Raw genomic sequence first — 19,586 nt, 5'->3', positions numbered from 1 at the left:
GTGGCGGGTCCGAAAGGAAAACGAAATGATCCTGGTAACCGGTGCGACCGGAAACATCGGCGGCGAACTGGTGACGGCGCTGAGCCAGTCCGGGACGCAGGTGCGTGCGCTGGTGCGCGATCCGGCGACGGCCACGCTGCCCGCAGGCGTCGCGGCGGTGACCGGCGATCTGAACCGGCCGGAAACCATGGCCGATGCACTCGACGGAGTCAGCGCGCTGTTCCTGCTGCCCGGCTACGACAATCAGGGCGATCTGCTCGACCGCGCGAAAAAGGCTGGTGTGCAACGGATCGTGCTGCTGTCCAGCGCATCGGCGGCCCTCCATGACATGGACAACGCGGTCTCGCGCTACATGACACTGTCCGAGCAGGCAGAGCGCGAATCCGAACTGGCATGGACCTTCCTGCGGCCGCGGTCGTTCATGTCGAACGCCCTGCGCTGGCTACCGCAGCTCGCAGCCGGCGACGTGGTGCGGGTGCAGTTCCCCGATGTCCGGGTCGGCGCGATCGACCCCGCCGACATCGCCGCCGTGGCCGCCCTGGCCCTCACCGGCGACGACCTCGACGGCCGGATACTCGAGTTGACCGGCCCGCAGGCGCTGCTGCCCGCCGACCAAATCGCGGTTCTCGCGGCACTTTTGGGCCGACAGCTTGTCGCGCACGGGCTCACCACCGCGGAGACCAAAGCAGAGCTGGAAGCAACCATGCCGCAGCACTACGTCGACGCCTTCCTGAGCTTCTTCGCCGACGGCACGCTGGACGAGGAGACGTTGTACCCCACGGTGCGCGACGTCACCGGCCGTGCACCGCGCACCTTCGAGCAGTGGGCGCACGCGCACGCCGCCGACTTCGCCCGCTGACCCCGCGGCCGGGACCCACAGTACCGCCCGCACCATCGAATCAGGCACGATATGCACTGGCTATCAGCCTGACCGTGGCATAGTGTTCGACTCGGGAGGGGGATTCGTGATACTCGGGCGCTGGCTGCTCATCGAAACGCTCGGACACGTCGATACCTGGTCGCTGCTGGCGGTCGACACGGCACCGCGGGAGTGGAAGTCGTTCCAGCGCGCGGTATCCACGCGACTACAGCCCCTCGTCGCCACCGCCTACACCACCGGTTCGATCGTCGATCAGCAACTGCCGCAGTCCCGGCACAACTGGTCGGGCCAGCGCATCCTGGCGGTGCCGCTGCACGGGCCGGACCACCGGGTGCACGCGGTCCGCCTCTGGGTTGGCGCCGGCGATCCGCCGCCGCCGGTGGGCGTCGCCGCGTTCGGTGTCGACGCGCGCGCCCGCCGGATCGAGGCCCTCCCGCACGATCTCGGAGCACATTTCGAGCACGACCGCATCGTGTGGATCGGCGCCGAATCCTTCGAACTGATCGAAAGATTCGACGGCGCACTCGATCTCGTCACCACGCTGGCCAGATCCGCACCCGGCGACCGGTGGCTCGATACCGCGACCGTGCGGGCGCCGACCGGACCGCGCACGCTGCTGCTCGCCGCTCGTAACCCCGACGAAAACCGATACCACTGGGTCGGCCTGGCCGTCGACGTCACCGACAGTGTTGCACCGCAACGGAAATCATTCGAGGCCGCGACCCTGGACCTGCTGCGTGGCGCACAACCGAACCTCTACCTCGCCATCGTCGACCTGGCCCAGGTGCGGCTGATCCGATGGGTCACCGACCCCGTTCCCGGACTGCGCTGGGGTCGTGGCACCGACGAACGCACCGTGCCGCACCCGGCCGATCGAGAGCGAATCATTGTCGCCCGCAACGACATCCGATCCGGCGCGGAACGCGTGACGCTGACCGGAATGCGCCTGGCCACCGACACCGGCGATTGGCTGGTGGCCGACCTTGCGGTGTCACCGCTGCCCGGTGGGACCACCGGCACGCCCGAGTTCGCGTTGGTTCAACTGGATATCATCGAGCGCCCACCAGCCCCGTGAGCCGTCAGCCACCCGCGGTGGCCTCCACCGCGGCAGTCACGCCTGTCGCCGGAGCCGCCTGCACCGGAGCCGCAGTGAACTCGGCAAAACCCTGACCCGGCGCCACAGTCGCGGTGAAACCCAATGCCCGCCTGGCCCGTTCGGGGTCGGCAACGAAATGCCGCACGTCGCCGATCCGATATTGCCCGGTGACCACGGGTGCGGGCCCGCCGCACGCCTTGGCCATGATCGAGGCGACCTCCCACAGCGTGATCGGCCGCCCGGACGCGATATTCAGCGGCACGAAGCCGGGCAACGCCCGCTCGACCGCCGCGAGCATGGCCGCGGCGACATCGCGCACGTGCACGAAATCCCGTACCTGCCCGCCGTCTTCGAATACATGCGGCGCGCGACCTTCGTTCAGCGCGGCTTGCACCTGGCCGACCATTCCGGCACGCGCGCCGTCGCCGTAGACCTGATGCAGGCGCAGCGCGGTCACCGCGCCGCCGACGTTCAATCCCCAAGCGAAGGCGTAGTTTTCCTGCGCCACCTTGCTCGCGCCGTAGCTACCGCGCGGGCGCAGCGGCGCGTCCTCGGTGACCGGCTCCCAGGTGAGCACGTCTCCGGTACGCGGAGCCCGGTGATCGAACAGGCCGCGATCCATATCCGCGCGCCTGCGCAACCCCGGGAAGAACGGCCCGCCGCGCACGCTGCGGTAGCGGCCCTCGCCGTACACGGTGATCGAGGACGCGAGCACCAGCCGACGCACCTTCGCTTGCTCCATCGCACCGAGCAGCGCCGCGGTGCCCAAGTCGTTGTGTGTCGCGAAGTCGGCCGGGCCCGCGCCCGCGGTGACCGCTGCTAGATGACAGACGACGTCGATGCCCGCAAGCAGCGGCACCAGCGCGTCGGCATCGCGCACGTCCACCCGCGAAACGCCCGCAGGCGGCTTTGCGTCCGGCCCGTGCACGGCGTCGAGCATCAGATCGATGCCGACTACCTCATGCCCTGCCGAAGACACGGCCTTGCACACGTGTGTTCCGAGAAAACCGGCCGCGCCGGTAACCAGCACTCTCATTCACCGCACCTTTGTTCGGCACCCCGCATGGGTCACGGTAGCTCGAACGGCAGCGACACTCCGGTATGAACGCGGCACCGATCGCAGGTGTCGGTCTCGGTGACCGCGGCCAGCGAGCGGCGGATCAGGGCCTTGAACGGGCCGAGGTTGCGCTTGAACTCGGCGAAGACGTCGATCGCGTGCACGCCGCCGCCCTCCTCCAGCCCCGCATCGAGGTCGGTCACCAAAGCGACTGCGGCATAGCACATCTCGAGTTCCCTGGCGAGCACAGCCTCGGGATGTCCGGTCATGTTCACCAGGTCCCAGCCCTGTCCGGCGAACCAGCGGCTCTCGGCCCTGGTGGAGAACCGGGGGCCCTGCACCACCACCATGGTGCCCGCGCCCTTCATCGGCAGCGTGTCGTCGGCGGATTTGATCGTCGCGGTGCGCAGCTCGTCGCAGTACGGGTCGGCAAAGGAGACGTGCACGCCACCACCGTCGAAAAAGGTCTGCGGGCGGCCGGAGGTGCGGTCGACCAGCTGGTCCGGCACCGCCACCGTGCCGGGGCCCCAGTCCGCGCGCAGGCTGCCCACCGCGCACGGCGCGAAGATCCGGCGCACGCCGAGCGAACGCAGCGCCCACATGTTGGCCTGGTAGGGCAGGGTGTGCGGGGCGAATTCGTGACTCTTGCCATGCCTCGGCAGGAAGGCGACCGGGCGCCCCTGCACCTCGCCGACCGCGATCGGCGCGCTCGGCGCCCCGTAGGGGGTTTCTACCTCGACATTGGTCGCCTCGTTGTCGAAGAAATCGTAGAAGCCGCTGCCGCCGATGACGGCGAGCGCGGGCTTGGCATGCGAACTCATGCACCAATTCTCTCGTCTCGGCACGCCTGTCGCGCGAGGGGGACCGAGCTCCGGGCGCACAGCGGGCCGCAGATCGCAAGCGTGACCCGGCGGACCAGGCGCTGACCTGACAAGTCGGCGACAGAACTGTACCCTAGGGGGGTATGAATTCCGGTCCGGCCGCAGACCGGCAGCCAGCGAGGAGACACGGTGACAACCACCCCACAGGACCCCACCGCGCACGATCACGCCGCGCACGGCTACATCACCGCAAAGGACGACTACCTCAAGCGGCTGCGCCGGATCGAGGGGCAGGCGCGCGGGCTGCAGCGGATGGTGGAGGAGGAGAAGTACTGCATCGACATCCTCACTCAGGTCTCCGCGATGACCAAAGCGCTGCAGGCGGTGGCGATGGGGCTGCTCGAGGACCACATCAGTCACTGCGTGGTGGACGCCGCGGTAGCGGGTGGGCCCGAGGCCGAGGCGAAGATCAAAGAGGCCACCGACGCCATTGCCCGCCTGGTCCGCTCCTGACATCGCCGCACGCCCTTTGACATAGGCGCGTGTTAGTGCGGCGGGTCGGTGTGCGGGAAGTCAGAGGGTGTGCGGCTAGTCGCTATCAGCCGTGCCAGCGGCGATAAACATCGGCGGCACCGGGGTGCAGCGGGACGGGCGCGGTGCCGATGAGGGAACGGCCGTCCAGGAACTGCGTGCCCGCCGCCTCGGTGGGCACCAGCGAATCGGCTTGGTACACCAGTAGTTCCACGATCGATGCGGCGACATCGTCGGGCATGGACGCGGCGGCGAGCAGGTAATTCGCCACGCCGATGGTGTGCACGGCGACACCGCCCGGATACGCGTCGGCGGGTATCTCCACCCGGTCGTACACCGGACCGAATCGCTCGCGCATCGGCCCGGCCAGGTCGCCCATGTCCACCAGCCGCATGCGTTCGGGGATCTCCAGCACGCTCGTCGGCACGCCACCCGCCCAGAGCAGCGCGTCCGCCTCCCCCGCGATCAACTCCGCCATCGCCGCTCGCAACGGCCGGTGCGAAACCTGCACGTCTGACTCGGGATTCAGCCCGGCCACCCGAAGGATCCGGGCGCCGGTCAACGCCGCTCCGGACCCGTCGGCGCCCAGGCTCACCCGGGTGCCGCGCAGCGCCGCGACGCTCCCGATCGAGCTGTCCGACCGCACCACGAGCTGCAGATAGTTCTCGTACACCCGGCCGAGCGCCAGCATCCGATCCGTGCTGTCTCCGACCGAATCCGACAGTGCCAGTGCGGCATCCACCTGCCCGCGGGCCAGCATCGTCAGGTTCTCCTGCGATCCCGACGTGGTAACCCGCTCGATCCGTACGTCCCCCGCCCGGGCCGCCGCAGCGGCCAGCAATCCCGTGAACGCGTAATAGAACCCGCCGACCTCACCCGAAGCCAGCCGCACCAGCGGCCCGTCGCCGCTCGGCCCGCATCCGGCGACAGTAGCCGCGGCCACGCCGGTCAGTGCGAGAAACCCCCGCCGTCCCATCATCGCCACGCCACCCCGCATTCGCGCCCAGGGCCAAACCCTGTCCGCACCAACCAGTTCCACTCCGCGATGCGCGCTCGGCGAACGCGGCACGCCAACCACTTCCAGCTCACGATCGCTCCGTCACAGGCCGCCTGATCTGCATAGCGAAACTGTGCAAGACGTTCGCCGTCACGGCGAACGTGCCGCATCAACCAATTCCAGCGCTCGATCATGCGGACTCCGCCGCGGGCAGCCTGAGGTGCACGGCAAGGCCGTGCGGGTGCACCGATGCCACGGTGAGGGTGCCGCCGCAGGCCTGAGCGAGGGCGGCGGCAATGGGGAGGCCGAGGCCGGAACCGCCGCTTACGGCCGTCGAGCCGCGAAAGAAGCGGGTGCTGAGCCGGTCGATCTCGTCGGCGGGAACACCGGCGCCATCGTCGTGGACCGTGAGGGTGACCCAGCCGGGCTCGACGGCGACAGTGAGGTTGGTCCTGGCTCCAGTGCCCGCGTAGCGGCACGAATTGCTCAGCGGCACATCGAGAATTTGCGCGAGCACGTCGGCGGACACCGCGACGTCGGCGTGTTCGATCGATGGGCTGACGTGCAGTTCCTGGCCCGCGGCCGCATACGCCGAGAGCCACGCGTCGAAGCGATCGGCGACCACCTGCACCGCGTCGCAGTGATCGTCGACTTCCTCTCCGGCGATATCGAAAGCGGCGGGAGTTTCGGCGGAGGCAAGCGCGAGGAGGCCGTCGAGCAGCGCGGTCAGCCGCTCGACCTCCGCACCGGCGCTACGGAATGTGTTCGCCGCGTTGCCCGGTACCGCGTTCTCGAGTGAGTCGAGTCGAATCATCAAGGCGGCCAGCGGGTTCCGCATAGCGTGCGCGGTGTCGGCGACGAGCTGGCGTTGCGCGTCCGCCGAGTCGGCGACCGCGAGCGCCATGGCGTCGAAAGATTCCGCGACGGCACGCATTTCGGGCGGACCGCCGTGATGCCTGGCGATCGACACGGGATGCTGTGCGGCAAGCGTCTCGACGCGCGGCTTGGGCAGCGTCGCGGTCAGATCGGCAACCGCGTGCGAGAGCGCGGCGAGCGGCCGCAACACCCAGCGGCTCAAAGTCAGTGCCAGCAAGGTGAACAGGGCCATCGCGACCGCGCCGCCGAGCACGATCAACGCCCAGGTCCGCGCGATATCGGCGCGCGCACGCGCGGTCGACGCCTCGATCACCACGGCGCCGTTCACCTGCACCCCGGTGCCGACCGGACGCGCGATGAGCATGGTCGGCGCGCCCCACGGCGTCAGCTGGTTCTCCGCGTGCGGTCGTTGATTGCGCCGGGCCGCCACCACGGCGGCGCCGATACCGGGATCGGCCAAGTTCGCTCCACCGTTGGCGGTTGTCGCGCCCTTGGCATCGACTACCAGCACGTTTTCGCCATACAGCTCGTGATAGCGACCCACCTCGTCGGACAGCGCGCGACTGTCTCCCCCGGTCGACGCGGCGGCGGCGAGAGTCGCGAACCGGTCGGCGTCACCGGAGCGGGCGAGCACCAACTGCTGGGTCCGGCTCGTCGCCACCGTCAGCGACAGCGGGACAGCGAACGCCAGCACCGCGATCGCGGCGAACACGGTCAGTGCGATGAGTAGGCGACGCCGCATGGCCTGCCCCCGGTCACTGCCCCCACCGATACCCGTAGCCGCGAATGGTCGTGATCAGGCCCGGCCGATTCAGCTTGGCGCGCAACCCCGTCATGTGCACGTCCAGCGATCGCGAGACCGCGACGAACGCGTCGCCCCAGATCCGATCCATCAGCTGCTGGCGGCTCACCGCGGCACCCGGGCGCTCCACCAGCGCCTGCACCAATTCGAATTCCTTCTGCGTCAACGCGATCGGCTCGCCGCCCACCTCGACCGCGCGCGCCTGCAGATCCACCCGCACATCCCCGGTGACCACCACCTCCTGCGTCGGTTGCGCCGCCGTGGCCGCGCGCCGGGTGACGGTCTCCAGCCTGGCCATCAATTCCGCGATGCGCGGCGGCTTCACGAGGTAGTCGTCCGCGCCGCCGCGCAGCCCGCGCACGATCGAGCGTTCGTCACTGCGCGCGGTCAGGATGATCACCGGCACCTGACTCACTTCGCGCAGCTGCCGCAGGATCTGCAGTCCGTCCGCATCGGGCAGGCCGAGGTCGAGAATGACCGCGTCATAACCGCGGTGCGCCGTCAGCAGATCCGCGCCGCGCCGTTTGCGCTCCGCCCGGTGCCCCCGGGCGTTCAGCGCCTCGACCAGCGCGTCCCCGACGCCGTCGTCATCTTCGACCACCGCAAGCCGCACGCGCCGATCGTCCCACAGCGGGCCGATCGGCGCGGGTGCCGGGCGGTCAGTCACGCATGCCGGGCCAACCGGCGGGCCGGCTCGGCGTCCGTGGCGGTGGCATGCTCGGTATCGATGGCCGACGAAGCCGAGGTCTCCCGCATGAACAGGTAAGTGACCAGCGAGACGAGGATGCACCCCGCGACGTACCAGAAGTACACCGACTCGTGGCCTGCCTTCTTCAGCGACAGTGCGATCGTCTCCGCCGTACCGCCGAAGATGGCGACGGTCAGGGCGTAGGGCAGGCCGACGCCGAGTGCGCGAATCTTGGTGGGGAACAGCTCGGCCTTCACGATGGCGTTGATCGAGGTGTAGCCGGTGACGATGACCAGCGCGCCCATCATCAGCGCCCACGCCGCGATCGGGTTCTTGGTGTGGCCGAGCAGCGTCATGATCGGCACGGTCAGCACCGTGCCCGCGACACCGAAGAAGATGAGCAGCTTGCGCCGTCCGATCCGGTCGGACAACGCACCGGCCAGTGGTTGCAGCACCACGAACACCAGCAGCGCGATGAAATTGATCCAGGCGACGGTGTCCTCGGAGATGCCCGAGGTCAGCTTCATGTACTTCTGCATGTACGTCGTGAACGTGTAGAACGCCACCGTGCCGCCGAGCGTCAGACCGACCACCAGCAAGCATTCGCGCGGGTACTGCATCAGCATTCGCAGCGAGCCACGCTTCGGCTCACTCGCCGCCGTGATCGCGCCGCGGCCGGTGACCGACGGAACGGACTCGGCCGCCACCGCCTCGAACTGCTCGGACTCGTCCATGCTGCGCCGCAGCCACATCACGATGAGCGCGGCGGCCGCGCCGATGACGAACGGGATGCGCCAGCCCCAGTCGTACATCTGGGACTTGTCGAGGAACTGCTGCAGGATGATCTGCACACCCAGCGCGATGAGCTGGCCCGCGACCAGCGTCACGTACTGGAAGCTCGAATAGAACCCGCGCTTGCCCGGTGAGGCGACCTCGGACAGATACGTTGCGCTGGTTGCGTATTCGCCGCCGACGGAAAGCCCTTGCAGCAGCCTGGCCAACAGCAGCAGCACCGGCGCGGCGATACCGATCGTCTGATATCCGGGGGTCAGCGCGATCAGCAGCGAGCCGCCCGCCATCACCGTCACCGACAGGGTCAGCGCGGAACGGCGGCCGTACTTGTCGGCGTATTGACCGAGCAGCCAGCCGCCGAGCGGGCGCATGAGGAAGCCGACCGCGAAAACGGCCGCGGTGGACAGCAACTGCGCGGTCGGGTCGCCGGACGGGAAGAACGTTTTCGCGAAGTAAATGCTGAACGCTGCGTAGACGTACCAGTCGTACCACTCGACCAGGTTGCCGATCGATCCGCGAAGCACGTTCGCGACGACCCGCCGCTCGCTCACGGGCTTTGTCGTAGTCACAAGATCTCCTTCTTCGACGCATCAGCGCGTCAGCCGAGATCGAGTGTGTCTGCTGTCACAGCCGCAAGGGAACGGTCCAGGCCGCTTCCTTACAGTCCCTTAGGAGTGTTGCCCGGTAGGTCACGGAGGTACCCGTCGTCCAAGCGCTGCAGGGACGACGGGCATTCCGGAACAACTGATCAGCAGCCGTCGTGGACGTACTCCAGCCCGTCGGCGTAGCCGACCGGGTATGCGTCGCCCTCATGGCTAGAGGTAACCCATTCGTCCTTGTGTGCAGGCACGCAGTACGTCTGATCGGGGAACCACGGACGGGTGATGTTGATCGTGATGTCCTGATCGCCGCAGTTGTTCCACCACAGCGCACCGCCGGACTCTTCATGGAAGCCACACGCGGAAGCTGCCCGAAAACTGTTGGCCGGGATGGCTTCCGCCGACGCCACCCCGACTGAACCGCCAAGACCGGCGGCCATGATGATGAGGCCGACGATCAGTTTCCCAGATGATTTCCCCATTGATATTCCCCTCCATTTTTCTGAGTCTGTTTGACTCTTGAAGGGTTAGACGGCGCCGAGATCCGTTCGGTTCCATACATTCTCGAAAAACTTCCGGCCATCGATCACCCTGCGGGCGCCAAATCATCAGCGCCACCTGACCTTTGACGCAAGAACGCACCCCGCACGAGGCGACCTCGTGCGGGGTGCGAAGGGCTTGCGAATGCGGGGGCGCTCAGCTGTGGTTGTTCAGCAGCGGAGCCAGGGTGCGGAGGGCGGAGATGTAGTCCTCGTTCAAGACCTGGACCGCGACATGGTTGCCGCCTGCGTCGAGGTGGGCGTTGAGCTGGGCGACAACCTGCTCGGGGGTGCCGTGGGCGATCACGGCGTCGAAGACGCGGCCGCCGGGGGTGGCCAGTTCTTCGTCGGTGAAGCCGAGCCTGGTCAGGTTCGAGGCGTAGTTGGAGAGGCCGAGGTAGAAGCCGACAATGCCGTCGGCGAACGAATGTGCTTGTTGCGCATCGTCGGTCAGGACGACCTTGTGCTCGGTGGCGATCCACGCGTCCGGGCCGAGAGTGGCACGAGCCTGTGCGGTGTGCGTGGACGGAACGAAGTAGGGCAGCGGGCCCGCGGAGCGCTCGGCGGCCAGCTTCAGCACGCGCGGGCCGAGGGCGGCGACGGCGCGGCGCTCCACCGGGACGCCCAATTCGTCCAGCTCGTCGAGGTATTCGACGAGTGCGTCGTAGGGCTTGCGGTATTCACCGGTGTGTTCGGGATGACCCGCGCCGACACCGAGCAGGAAGCGGCCGGGGAACCGCGCATCGATCCGGTGGAACGACTCGGCGGCCTGCTTGGCGGGCGAGGCCCAGATGTTCACGATGCTGGTTGCCACATTGATGGTCTCCGTCGCCGCGAGCAACGGCTCGACGGTCGACAAATCGGCGGGCGGTGACGACCCGAGCCACAGCGTTCCATAGCCGGATTTCTCCAGCTCCTGCGCGTCTTCCGGGGTGAAGAGGTTGTACGCCCGCCACACACCGAATCGTCCGAGACCCTCGATTGTCATGCCTTCCGGAACCACCGTGCCGCCGTTCCTATTCCGCACCGCGGAGCGCGAGGTTCAGCTGCCGCAACAGCCTTCGTCGGACGGCACCGTGCGCACTTCTCTGGTCTGCGCGTTCCTGGCGGCGAGGTCCGCGGCGGCGGGGTAATCGACGGCGACCAGGCTCAGGCCGTGCGCGGGGGCGACGGTGACCGAGCTGGAACGTTCGGTTTCGGTCAGCAGCCCGCCGACCCAGTCCGGCGTGCGGCGGCCCTCGCCTGCCGCAAGCACGGCACCGACCAGGCTGCGGACCATGGACCAGCAGAAAGCGTCCGCGCTGACGTAGGCGGTGAGCAGATCGCCATGCCTGGCCCAGTCGAAGCGCTGCAGTTCACGGACCGTGGTCGCGCCATCGCGGCGACGGCAGAAGGCGGCGAAGTTGTGCAGGCCCAACAACTTTCCGGAGGCCGCGCGCATGGCATCGATATCGACGTCGTGGCGGCAGGCGACGATGCCGCGCGCCTGCAGCGGTTCGGCGCCGTAGGCCGCCGTGGTCAGCCGGTACACGTAGTGCCTGCGAATCGCCGAGAAGCGAGCGTCGAATTCGGGCGGGGCGATGCGAATCTCCTTGATCCGCACATCCTTCGGCAGGAAGCGCGCCATCCGATGCACCAGCTTGTCCGTGTCGACCTCGGCTGCCGTATCGAAGTGCGCGACTTGCCCTTCGGCGTGCACACCGGCGTCCGTGCGGCCTGCGACGGTGAGCTGCACCGGTTCCCGCAACACCTTGCTCAGCGATTCCTCCAGCACACCCTGCACGGTGCGCAGCCCGGGCTGTCGCGCCCAACCGGTGAAATCGGTTCCGTCGTAACTGATGTCGAGCCGAAAACGGCGCGACGGACCCTCGGCAGGCACCGAGTCCTGCTCTGGCCCAGCCGAATCCGACGACAGCATCGAGTCCTCCGCGCTCACTTCGATCTCCTGGTCAACGAACGAACCCGCCGACCCGCATAGCGGGCGGCGGGCTCGTTCGAGAACTCCGACGCGAGCGTCAGGCGTCCTTCTTGTCCTCAGCGGCCTCATCGGCAGTCGGCGCCTCGACCTCAGCGGTCTCGGTCTCGGCAGCTGCCTCGGAGGCGGTCTCCTCGACAACCTCAGCGGCCGGAGCCTCTTCGGTCTTCTTGGACGACGCGACCCGGCGAGCCCGGTCGGCCTCGTTGGTCACGGTCTTCTCGCGGACCAGCTCGATGATGGCCATCGGCGCATTGTCACCCTTACGCGGCAGCGTCTTGGTGATGCGCGTGTAGCCGCCCTCGCGACCCTCGAACGAGGGGCCGATCGTGGCGAACAGCTCGTGCACGACGTCCTTGTTGCGGATCACCTTGAGCACCTCGCGACGGTCGGCAAGGGTGCCGCCCTTCGCCTTGGTGACAAGCTTCTCGGCGTAGGGGCGCAGCGCCTTGGCCTTGGACTCGGTGGTCGAAATACGACCATGCTCGAAGAGCGCCGTCGCCAGATTGGCGAAGATCGCCTTCTGGTGCGACGCCGACCCGCCGAAGCGAGCACCCTTCTTGGGCTTGGGCATTGTTTGTTCTCCTTGTGTGAGGCCGGGCCGGGGTGCCTACCCCAGCGGCCTAGAGCTGTTCGGTCTCGGCGTAGTCCTGCTCGCCACCGTCGGTGTCACTGAACGTGCCGCTGTCGCTCCACGTTCCGGTGCTCGCGTCGTAACCCACCACAGACGAAGGATCGAACGACGCCGGGCTGTCCTTCAGCGAGAGGCCGAGCGCGTGCAGCTTGACCTTGACCTCGTCGATGGACTTCTGGCCGAAGTTGCGGATGTCCAGCAGGTCCGACTCGGTGCGGGCAACGAGCTCGCCCACGGTGTGCACACCCTCGCGCTTGAGGCAGTTGTAGGACCGGACGGTGAGGTCCAGGTCCTCGATCGGCAGACCGAACGAGGCGATGTGGTCCGCCTCGGCCGGCGAAGGGCCGATCTCGATGCCTTCGGCTTCGACGTTGAGCTCACGGGCCAGGCCGAAGAGCTCGACCAGGGTCTTGCCCGCCGAGGCGAGCGCGTCCCGTGCGCTGATGGAGTTCTTGGTCTCCACGTCCAGGATCAGACGGTCGAAGTCGGTGCGCTGTTCGACACGGGTGGCCTCGACCTTGTAGGTCACCTTGAGCACCGGCGAGTAGATCGAATCCACCGGGATCCGGCCGATTTCCGCACCGGACGCCTTGTTCTGCACGGCGGGGACGTAGCCGCGACCGCGCTCGACAACGAGCTCGATCTCCAGCTTGCCCTTGTCGTTCAGGGTGGCGATGTGCATGTCCGGGTTGTGGACGACGACACCGGTCGGCGGCACGATGTCACCAGCGGTGACGGTGCCGGGGCCCTGCTTGCGCACGTACATCGTGACCGGCTCGTCCTCTTCCGAGGACACGACCAGACCCTTGAGGTTCAGGATGATGTCGGTGACATCTTCCTTCACGCCGGGAACGGTGGTGAACTCGTGCAGCACGCCGTCGATACGAATGCTCGTGACCGCGGCCCCCGGGATCGAGGACAGCAGGGTACGCCGGAGCGAGTTGCCCAGGGTGTAACCGAAACCGGGCTCGAGCGGTTCGATGGTGAACTTCGAGCGGTTCTCGGCAACGACCTCTTCGGTCAGTGTCGGACGCTGTGAAATCAGCATTTAGGATCATCCTCCTGTTTGGGCGCCCGCTATTTGACGCCTCGTTTAAGGGGTTGTGTGAATCCACCGATTCGATGGATCCACACCGTGTAGCAGCGTGTTACTTCGAGTAGTACTCGACGATCAGCTGTTCCGAGAGCGGCACATCGATCTGGGCGCGCTCGGGCTGCTGGTGCACCAGGATCCGCAGGCGGCCCGGGATGACCTGGAGCCAGCCGGGAACCGGACGGTCGCCGACGGTCTCGCGCGCGACCTGGAACGGCAGCGTGCTGAGCGACTTCTCCTTGACATCGATGATGTCGTACTGAGTCACCTGGAAGCTCGGAACGTTGACGCTCCGGTTGTTCACGGTGAAGTGACCGTGCGAGACCAGCTGGCGAGCCTGACGACGGGTACGGGCCAGACCGGCGCGGTACACGACGTTGTCCAGGCGGCACTCGAGCAGACGCAGCAGGTTGTCACCGGTCTTGCCCTTGAGGCGGTTGGCCTCTTCGTAGTACCGGCGGAACTGCTTCTCCATGACGCCGTACGAGAAGCGAGCCTTCTGCTTCTCCTGCAGCTGGAGCAGGTACTCGCTCTCCTTGATCCGCGCGCGGCCGTGCTGGCCGGGCGGGTAGGGGCGACGCTCGAACGCCTGGTCGCCGCCGACGAGGTCGACGCGCAGACGACGCGACTTGCGGGTGATGGGGCCTGTATAACGTGCCATTTGTTATCTGTTTCCTTTCCCGCTAGACGCGACGACGCTTGGGCGGACGGCAGCCGTTGTGCGGCTGGGGGGTGACATCGGAGATCGTGCCAACCTCCAGGCCTGCGGCCTGCAGCGAACGGATCGCGGTCTCGCGGCCCGAACCCGGGCCCTTCACGAAGACGTCGACCTTCTTGACGCCGTTCTCCTGCGCCTTGCGGGCAGCGTTCTCGGCGGCGAGCTGCGCGGCGAACGGGGTCGACTTGCGCGAACCCTTGAAGCCGACGTGGCCCGAGGACGCCCACGAGATGACGTTTCCGGCCGGGTCGGTGATCGACACGATGGTGTTGTTGAACGTGCTCTTGATGTGCGCGTGGCCGTGCGGGACGTTCTTCTTTTCCCGGCGACGCGACTTCTGGGTCTTCTTGGGGCCGGAGGCCCTGGACTTCGGAGGCATCGGTTATCCCCTACTTCTTCTTGCCGGCGACGGTGCGCTTCGGGCCCTTGCGGGTGCGCGCGTTGGTCTTGGTGCGCTGGCCACGCACGGGCAGGCCACGACGGTGGCGCAGGCCCTGGTAGCAGCCGATCTCGATCTTGCGACGGATATCGGCCTGCACCTCGCGGCGCAGGTCACCTTCGACCTTGAGCTCGGGCGAGCTCTCGATGTAGTCACGCAGCTGCGTCACCTGATCGTCGCTGAGGTCCTTGCTGCGCAGGTCCAGGCTGATGCCGGTGGCCGCGAGGATCTCCTTGGAGCGGGTACGGCCGACGCCGTAGATGTAAGTCAGCGCGATCTCCATGCGCTTTTCGCGCGGGAGGTCAACGCCCATGAGACGTGCCATGTGGCAGGTTCCTTAGCTGTTGCGGAGGTCTGCTCCCTGTCCGTCCCCTCGTCTTATTGGGGCACCGGCCTCCGTACCGGTGGTTGGCGCACACGCCTTCCGAGTGAACCCGGAATACCGCAGCGTGCGGCTGGAGCTGGGAGTTCTTCTGTAATTGGCCAAGCCGATCAGTGATCGGTGCCCGGCTGGTGATCGGTGGGAGTTACCTCCCGCTTGATCAGCCCTGGCGCTGCTTGTGGCGCAGGTTGTCGCAGATCACCATGACCCGACCGTGACGGCGGATCACCTTGCACTTCTCGCAGATCTTCTTGACGCTCGGCTGAACCTTCACGTCCGTCCAATCATGTTGTGGTTCACACAGGTGTGAACACAGTTTTTCCCCGACCCACTGGTCGGGGAAGTCTGTTGTGCCGCTCTTTCGAGCGACAATCCACCCTACCGGGCGTAGCTTTCGCCTTGTCGGGCCAGGTCCAGGTCGTACTCCTGGACGGCGAGCTCCCTACCCTGTCGGGCACGGCACCTAGCCGGGGGTCCGGGGGCGAAGCCCTCCGGGCGGGGCGTGGGGGTTGCACCCCCACAAAGCACCATAAGTAATCGACACCGGCGAGCGCTCTCCGCGAGCAGACCTCCCCGTCGATTACTTATACCGGTAGACGATCCGGCCGCGCGACAGGTCGTAGGGCGACAGCTCGACGACCACACGGTCCTCGGGGAGGATACGAATGTAGTGCTGCCGCATCTTCCCGCTGATGTGCGCGAGAACCTTGTGACCGTTCTCGAGCTCGATCCGGAACATCGCATTGGGCAGCGGCTCGACAACTCGACCCTCGACCTCGATGGCCCCGTCTTTCTTCGCCATGTCCTCCGCGATCCCGGTTACGCTCAACCTGGTTTGTTTGGCTTGTTTCTGCTTACATGGATCTGTCGGTCGAAGCGACCGGCAGGCACACAAACAGTCGGCGCATAGGTGCACCGCCGCTCCAGCTTACCGGCACCGGATGGTTCCGGCAAAAATGCCCCCTGTCAGCATCGGCCGCCGGTAGTCTTTCCGCCCCGATCAGAGCATGGAATCCGGGCCCTCGAGCCCTAGGCCTCCTGCCCCGCTGCGATGTACGGACGTCGCGTAAACTGACCGCTGTCCAGGTAACAGGGTCGAGCAAGGTCGAGGGGGATCCCGTGAGCGAGCGCAGCGAGCGAACCCAAGATGCAGCGCCCTCGGGCACAACGGAGCCGAGCGCAAGCGAGGTGGAGTTGTGAGCGAGCAAACCCCAGACGCGCACCCGGGCACAATGGAGCCGAGCGCTAGCGAGGCGGAGTTGTGAGTCGTAATAATGACGGCCTCCCCATGCTGCCGCCGTGGCTGTCCGAGAGCGATGTCACGCAGGTCGGCTATGAAGCGCCGGTACAGAACCTTCCCTCCGACGATGTAATCGAAGAGGGGCCTAGCCGCAGACGCGGGCGTCCAGAGAAGCGCGGTAGACGCTGGGGTCGCGACAAGAACAACGAGCAGCCTGCCGAAGAGCAGCAGCCTGCGCAGCGTGGTCGCGCGCCGGAACCAGCACCGCGTGCGCCGGAACCAGCACCGCGCGGGCCGGAGGCGCCGCAGCCCGATTCCCCGCGCGACGACCCGTGGCGTCAGCCGGGTTTGGACGCGTACGTCCAGCCGCGTCCCGATGACGCATGGCAGGCCGGGCCCCCGCAGCGGATGGAACCGCCGGCGGCGCGCACCGAGGCACCGCCACAGCGCACCGAGGCACCCCCGCAAGGGTTGCCGACCCGGAACCCGGGACCGCCGCCCCCGGCCTTCCAACCGCTCGGCAGGCGAACCGCGGCCGAGCCGCCCGCATCGGAGGACCTGACCACGCGGCATCGGCCCGCCCGGCCCGATCTGCCGCCACCACCGGCTCTTCCGGATCCACCGCCGCAGGCGTCCACGGCCATTCCGGACGCGCCGCCGACCGACGTGCCGCAAGCACCCGCCGAGCGTCCGGCTCCACCCGAGTCCGCCGGGCCGCCGCCGTGGTTGGCCGGGCCGAGGCCCGAGCAGCCGGCGACGGCCCCTGCGGAGCCGCCCCGTCATCCGCCGTTGCCCGATCCCCCAACGTCGCAGAGCAATCCGCCGGTCGACCGGTCGGCAGCGCCGCCCGCTGATCAAGCGCGACTCGATGCGCCTGCCCGCGGCGCCGATGGTCCACCGCAGCGCGGACAAGAACCACCTGTCCCGAGCCGGGAACCCCAGACACCACGCGACGCCACAGCGGCACAACGCCCGGGCCCCGCAACGGCTCCGGTGGCGCCGAATCAGAGCCGCACACCCGGCGACGGTGTGGTGCCGAACGAGCGGCCAAGTGCCGCAACAACTCCGGAGCCGGTCATGGGACCGCAGGGGCGCGTGCCGGATTCAGGAACTGTGCACGGTGCAGGTGCGACACCGCCTCCCGGCACTCCACCGGATCAGGAACGTCCGAGCCGAGCACCGGCTGCGAGTTCGATACCGTCGAGCGCGACCGGCCAGGAGCACGGACCGGCGGCGCCCGGCGACACCGGCCCGCTCGACGTGCCACAGCCTGCGCGCCCAGACCGTCCGGCCGCCGAGCAAGGCCCGAACGGGACGGCAGGGCCGCAGCCGCCCGCGTGGCTGACCGGGCAATCGGCACCGGATGGCGCCGAGCGACCGGGATCCGGTCAGCCGCAACGCGACTCCGGGCGACAGGCACCCGACTGGGTGCCTTCGTCCGACGCCGGAACGACTCGGACTACAAGCAGTGGACGGCATCGCCTGCCTTCGGAAATCGCGGCGCAGCAGGGCGCTATCGACGAGTTCGGTCGGCAAGCACCGCAGCCGAACGACTTCGCACAGCCACCGGCCGGTCCGTATGCACCGGGCGGCCCGGCTGGCTACGCATCACCCACGACCGGAGGCCAGGCACCGGGCAGGGAGCAGCAAGGCCCGCCCGCCCCCGCCGAGCCGTGGCGCAATGCGGCGGCGCCGGTGTGGGCAGACGAACCCGCCGCTGCGACTCCGCCCGTCGGTGGGCAAGCACCGGGTAACGAACGGCCTGGTCCGCAGGCACCCGGCGAACCCTGGCGCAACCAAGGGACACCGGCAGCGACAGGCGAAACCGCCGGTCGGACACCACCTTTCGCAGGTGGACAAGCACCGGGGAGCGAGCAGCAAGGCCCACAGGCACCTGGCCAACCTTGGCGCAACCAAGGGACACCCGCACCAACCGACGAAACCGTTGGCCGCACACCACCATTCGCAGGCACGCAAGCACCAGGTAGCGAGCAGCAAGGCCCACAGGCACCCGGCCAACCTTGGCGCAACCAAGCTACACCGGCGCCCACCGACGAAACCGCTGGCCGCACACCACCATTCGCAGGTGGGCAAGCGCCGGGCAGCGAGCAGGTCGGGCCGCAGCATGTCGAGGCACCGTCGCGTGCGCCCGGCGGGTTTGCCGGACCGCAGGTGGGTGGGCAGGCTCCGGGCGGAGTTTCGCAGACACCGCCTGCGCCACCCGGACAGTGGGGGCGGCCGCCAGGACAGTTCCCGCCCGGTGGGCAGCACCAACCGGGTGTGCAGTATCAGTCCGGGCCGCCGCCTTCATTGGACGACGTGCCGATGCGGCGGGCCAAGAAGTCGCCGGGCACCGGCTGGCGCAAGGCCGTGCATCACGTCTCGGGTGGCGCGATCAATCCGGGCCTGTCCGCGGAGGAGATGCGGCTGCAGGAACTGGTCGCGCGGATCAGGCAACCGGTGCGCGGTGACTACCGGATCGCGACGCTGTCGCTGAAGGGTGGCGTCGGAAAGACCACCACCACAATGGGTATCGGTTCGATCTTCGCGTCCATCCGGGGCGACCGGGTGATCGCGGTGGACGCCAACCCCGACTTCGGCACGCTGTCCCAGCGGGTGCCGCTGCAGACCAGGTCCACCGTGCGTGACCTGCTGCTCGACCCGTCGATCCAGCGCTACTCCGATGTCCGCAGGCACACCTCCCAGGCCACCAGCCGACTCGAAGTCCTTGCCAGCGAACGCGATCCGGCGGCTTCGGAGGCGTTCAGCGAGGAGGAGTACCGTGCGGTCGCGCGAATCCTGCAGCGCTTCTACAACATCATCCTGACCGACTGCGGCACCGGACTAATGCACTCGGCCATGTCGGGCGTGCTCGATCTCGCCCACTCGCTGGTGCTGATCTCCTCCCCCGCCATCGACGGAGCCCGCAGCGCCGCAGCGACTTTGGACTGGCTGTCGCTACACGGACACGACCACCTGGTCCGCAACGCGGTAGTGGTAATCAACTCCCCCCGCGCCGGATCACCAAACGTCGGCATCCAACAGCTACGGGAATACTTCCTATCCCGCTGCCGCGCAGTCCACATCATCCCCTTCGACCCCCACATGTCCGAGGGCGCCGAAATCGACCTCCACCGCCTCCACAAGCAAACCAAGCGCGCCTACGTCGAACTCGCCGCCACCATCGCCGACGATTTCGCCACCGACCACCGCCGCTACCAACCCTGAAACACCCCCGTGTCACATCGTCACGTGACACCGGGTCACCCACCACGTCCCCGAAGATCCGCACCCCCACTCGGGCTCCGCACTCAAATTAGGGCCCTAGACCCAGGCGGATTCAAGGAGTTAATGCAACACCCCTGATCAGGGAGTGTTATGGCGCCTCGTGTGTCGCGTGTTGTGTTGGGTCGGTTCTGGGGTTTGG

Annotated in this window: 20 protein-coding genes; 4 read left to right on the top strand and 16 right to left on the bottom strand. The window is 67.7% G+C overall.

Features of this window, described 5'->3' with window-relative positions:
* Positions 1 to 25: 25 nt before the first annotated feature.
* Together ACIA8C_RS25880 and ACIA8C_RS25875 are read left to right on the top strand one after the other, a co-directional pair.
* Complete coding sequence (locus ACIA8C_RS25880) at positions 26 to 859, top strand: NAD(P)H-binding protein (RefSeq protein WP_397138971.1); 834 nt, start codon at positions 26 to 28, stop codon at positions 857 to 859.
* A gap of 82 nt (positions 860 to 941) precedes the next feature.
* Entirely contained in the window at positions 942 to 1,955 is a 1,014-nt protein-coding gene (locus tag ACIA8C_RS25875) for a GAF domain-containing protein (RefSeq protein WP_397138969.1), read from the top strand.
* Between the two features lie 4 nt (positions 1,956 to 1,959).
* Here the strand turns inward: ACIA8C_RS25875 and ACIA8C_RS25870 are convergent, their stop codons facing one another.
* Both ACIA8C_RS25870 and ACIA8C_RS25865 read right to left on the bottom strand, forming a co-directional pair.
* Positions 1,960 to 3,012 carry an NAD-dependent epimerase/dehydratase family protein gene (locus tag ACIA8C_RS25870; protein WP_397138967.1) on the bottom strand — a complete coding sequence of 351 codons (1,053 nt, stop codon included), beginning with the start codon at positions 3,010 to 3,012 and terminating at the stop codon, positions 1,960 to 1,962.
* 32 nt (positions 3,013 to 3,044) lie between these two features.
* Positions 3,045 to 3,854: an S-methyl-5'-thioadenosine phosphorylase gene (locus ACIA8C_RS25865; protein WP_397138965.1), complete on the bottom strand. Its 810-nt coding sequence runs from the start codon at positions 3,852 to 3,854 to the stop codon at positions 3,045 to 3,047.
* Between the two features lie 189 nt (positions 3,855 to 4,043).
* On the opposite strand from ACIA8C_RS25865, the gene ACIA8C_RS25860 reads away from it, so the two are divergent.
* Complete coding sequence (locus tag ACIA8C_RS25860; protein ID WP_397138963.1) at positions 4,044 to 4,367, top strand: metal-sensitive transcriptional regulator; 324 nt, start codon at positions 4,044 to 4,046, stop codon at positions 4,365 to 4,367.
* Positions 4,368 to 4,452: 85 nt separating this feature from the next.
* Here ACIA8C_RS25860 and ACIA8C_RS25855 read toward each other — a convergent pair whose 3' ends face one another.
* The 14 genes from ACIA8C_RS25855 to infA all read right to left on the bottom strand — a co-directional run bounded on the left by ACIA8C_RS25855 (position 4,453) and on the right by infA (position 15,721).
* Complete coding sequence (locus ACIA8C_RS25855) at positions 4,453 to 5,364, bottom strand: TAXI family TRAP transporter solute-binding subunit (RefSeq protein ID WP_397138961.1); 912 nt, start codon at positions 5,362 to 5,364, stop codon at positions 4,453 to 4,455.
* A 208-nt stretch (positions 5,365 to 5,572) separates the two neighbouring features.
* Complete coding sequence (locus tag ACIA8C_RS25850) at positions 5,573 to 7,000, bottom strand: sensor histidine kinase (RefSeq protein ID WP_397138959.1); 1,428 nt, start codon at positions 6,998 to 7,000, stop codon at positions 5,573 to 5,575.
* 13 nt (positions 7,001 to 7,013) lie between these two features.
* Positions 7,014 to 7,673, bottom strand: a complete 660-nt coding sequence (locus ACIA8C_RS25845) for a response regulator transcription factor (protein WP_397139602.1) — start codon at positions 7,671 to 7,673, stop codon at positions 7,014 to 7,016.
* A 50-nt stretch (positions 7,674 to 7,723) separates the two neighbouring features.
* The gene (locus ACIA8C_RS25840; RefSeq protein ID WP_397138957.1) at positions 7,724 to 9,109 is read right to left on the bottom strand and encodes an MFS transporter; all 1,386 of its coding nucleotides are present in this window, start codon (positions 9,107 to 9,109) and stop codon (positions 7,724 to 7,726) included.
* 179 nt (positions 9,110 to 9,288) lie between these two features.
* Positions 9,289 to 9,621 carry a DUF6355 family natural product biosynthesis protein gene (locus ACIA8C_RS25835; RefSeq protein ID WP_397138955.1) on the bottom strand — a complete coding sequence of 111 codons (333 nt, stop codon included), beginning with the start codon at positions 9,619 to 9,621 and terminating at the stop codon, positions 9,289 to 9,291.
* Between the two features lie 214 nt (positions 9,622 to 9,835).
* Positions 9,836 to 10,666: an LLM class F420-dependent oxidoreductase gene (locus ACIA8C_RS25830; protein ID WP_397138953.1), complete on the bottom strand. Its 831-nt coding sequence runs from the start codon at positions 10,664 to 10,666 to the stop codon at positions 9,836 to 9,838.
* 54 nt (positions 10,667 to 10,720) lie between these two features.
* Entirely contained in the window at positions 10,721 to 11,596 is an 876-nt protein-coding gene (gene truA / locus ACIA8C_RS25825; RefSeq protein ID WP_397139600.1) for a tRNA pseudouridine(38-40) synthase TruA, read from the bottom strand.
* 97 nt (positions 11,597 to 11,693) lie between these two features.
* Complete coding sequence (rplQ, locus tag ACIA8C_RS25820; protein ID WP_397138951.1) at positions 11,694 to 12,227, bottom strand: 50S ribosomal protein L17; 534 nt, start codon at positions 12,225 to 12,227, stop codon at positions 11,694 to 11,696.
* Between the two features lie 49 nt (positions 12,228 to 12,276).
* Positions 12,277 to 13,335 carry a DNA-directed RNA polymerase subunit alpha gene (locus tag ACIA8C_RS25815; RefSeq protein ID WP_014981770.1) on the bottom strand — a complete coding sequence of 353 codons (1,059 nt, stop codon included), beginning with the start codon at positions 13,333 to 13,335 and terminating at the stop codon, positions 12,277 to 12,279.
* A 100-nt stretch (positions 13,336 to 13,435) separates the two neighbouring features.
* Positions 13,436 to 14,041, bottom strand: a complete 606-nt coding sequence (gene rpsD / locus ACIA8C_RS25810) for a 30S ribosomal protein S4 (protein ID WP_357386299.1) — start codon at positions 14,039 to 14,041, stop codon at positions 13,436 to 13,438.
* 22 nt (positions 14,042 to 14,063) lie between these two features.
* On the bottom strand, positions 14,064 to 14,477 hold the full coding sequence (gene rpsK, locus ACIA8C_RS25805) for a 30S ribosomal protein S11 (protein WP_040731638.1): 414 nt from the start codon (positions 14,475 to 14,477) through the stop codon (positions 14,064 to 14,066).
* Positions 14,478 to 14,487: 10 nt separating this feature from the next.
* The gene (gene rpsM / locus ACIA8C_RS25800) at positions 14,488 to 14,862 is read right to left on the bottom strand and encodes a 30S ribosomal protein S13 (protein ID WP_379286811.1); all 375 of its coding nucleotides are present in this window, start codon (positions 14,860 to 14,862) and stop codon (positions 14,488 to 14,490) included.
* A gap of 217 nt (positions 14,863 to 15,079) precedes the next feature.
* The gene (gene rpmJ / locus ACIA8C_RS25795) at positions 15,080 to 15,193 is read right to left on the bottom strand and encodes a 50S ribosomal protein L36 (RefSeq protein ID WP_011207363.1); all 114 of its coding nucleotides are present in this window, start codon (positions 15,191 to 15,193) and stop codon (positions 15,080 to 15,082) included.
* Between the two features lie 306 nt (positions 15,194 to 15,499).
* On the bottom strand, positions 15,500 to 15,721 hold the full coding sequence (infA, locus tag ACIA8C_RS25790) for a translation initiation factor IF-1 (RefSeq protein WP_003418601.1): 222 nt from the start codon (positions 15,719 to 15,721) through the stop codon (positions 15,500 to 15,502).
* Between the two features lie 459 nt (positions 15,722 to 16,180).
* Here infA and ACIA8C_RS25785 point away from each other — a divergent pair, with 459 nt between their 5' ends.
* The gene (locus tag ACIA8C_RS25785) at positions 16,181 to 19,387 is read left to right on the top strand and encodes an AAA family ATPase (protein WP_397138949.1); all 3,207 of its coding nucleotides are present in this window, start codon (positions 16,181 to 16,183) and stop codon (positions 19,385 to 19,387) included.
* Positions 19,388 to 19,586: the final 199 nt, after the last annotated feature.

The organism is Nocardia sp. NPDC051321 (assembly GCF_044455225.1).
In the GTDB taxonomy this organism is placed as follows: domain Bacteria; phylum Actinomycetota; class Actinomycetes; order Mycobacteriales; family Mycobacteriaceae; genus Nocardia.
The sequence above is the reverse complement of the archived record's forward strand: the minus strand, read 5'-3'. Positions and strand labels throughout refer to the sequence as shown.

Bases quoted from the DNA above. Each gene is read 5' to 3' on its own strand.
- rplQ (WP_397138951.1), bottom strand. From the start codon at position 12,227: ATGCCCAAGCCCAAGAAGGGTGCTCGCTTCGGCGGGTCGGCGTCGCAC.
- ACIA8C_RS25815 (WP_014981770.1), bottom strand. From the start codon at position 13,335: ATGCTGATTTCACAGCGTCCGACACTGACCGAAGAGGTCGTTGCCGAG.
- ACIA8C_RS25865 (WP_397138965.1), bottom strand. From the start codon at position 3,854: ATGAGTTCGCATGCCAAGCCCGCGCTCGCCGTCATCGGCGGCAGCGGC.
- rpsM (WP_379286811.1), bottom strand. From the start codon at position 14,862: ATGGCACGTCTCATGGGCGTTGACCTCCCGCGCGAAAAGCGCATGGAG.
- ACIA8C_RS25830 (WP_397138953.1), bottom strand. From the start codon at position 10,666: ATGACAATCGAGGGTCTCGGACGATTCGGTGTGTGGCGGGCGTACAAC.
- rpsD (WP_357386299.1), bottom strand. From the start codon at position 14,041: ATGGCACGTTATACAGGCCCCATCACCCGCAAGTCGCGTCGTCTGCGC.
- infA (WP_003418601.1), bottom strand. From the start codon at position 15,721: ATGGCGAAGAAAGACGGGGCCATCGAGGTCGAGGGTCGAGTTGTCGAG.
- truA (WP_397139600.1), bottom strand. From the start codon at position 11,596: ATGCTGTCGTCGGATTCGGCTGGGCCAGAGCAGGACTCGGTGCCTGCC.
- ACIA8C_RS25850 (WP_397138959.1), bottom strand. From the start codon at position 7,000: ATGCGGCGTCGCCTACTCATCGCACTGACCGTGTTCGCCGCGATCGCG.
- ACIA8C_RS25870 (WP_397138967.1), bottom strand. From the start codon at position 3,012: ATGAGAGTGCTGGTTACCGGCGCGGCCGGTTTTCTCGGAACACACGTG.
- rpsK (WP_040731638.1), bottom strand. From the start codon at position 14,477: ATGCCTCCGAAGTCCAGGGCCTCCGGCCCCAAGAAGACCCAGAAGTCG.
- ACIA8C_RS25880 (WP_397138971.1), top strand. From the start codon at position 26: ATGATCCTGGTAACCGGTGCGACCGGAAACATCGGCGGCGAACTGGTG.
- ACIA8C_RS25855 (WP_397138961.1), bottom strand. From the start codon at position 5,364: ATGATGGGACGGCGGGGGTTTCTCGCACTGACCGGCGTGGCCGCGGCT.
- ACIA8C_RS25835 (WP_397138955.1), bottom strand. From the start codon at position 9,621: ATGGGGAAATCATCTGGGAAACTGATCGTCGGCCTCATCATCATGGCC.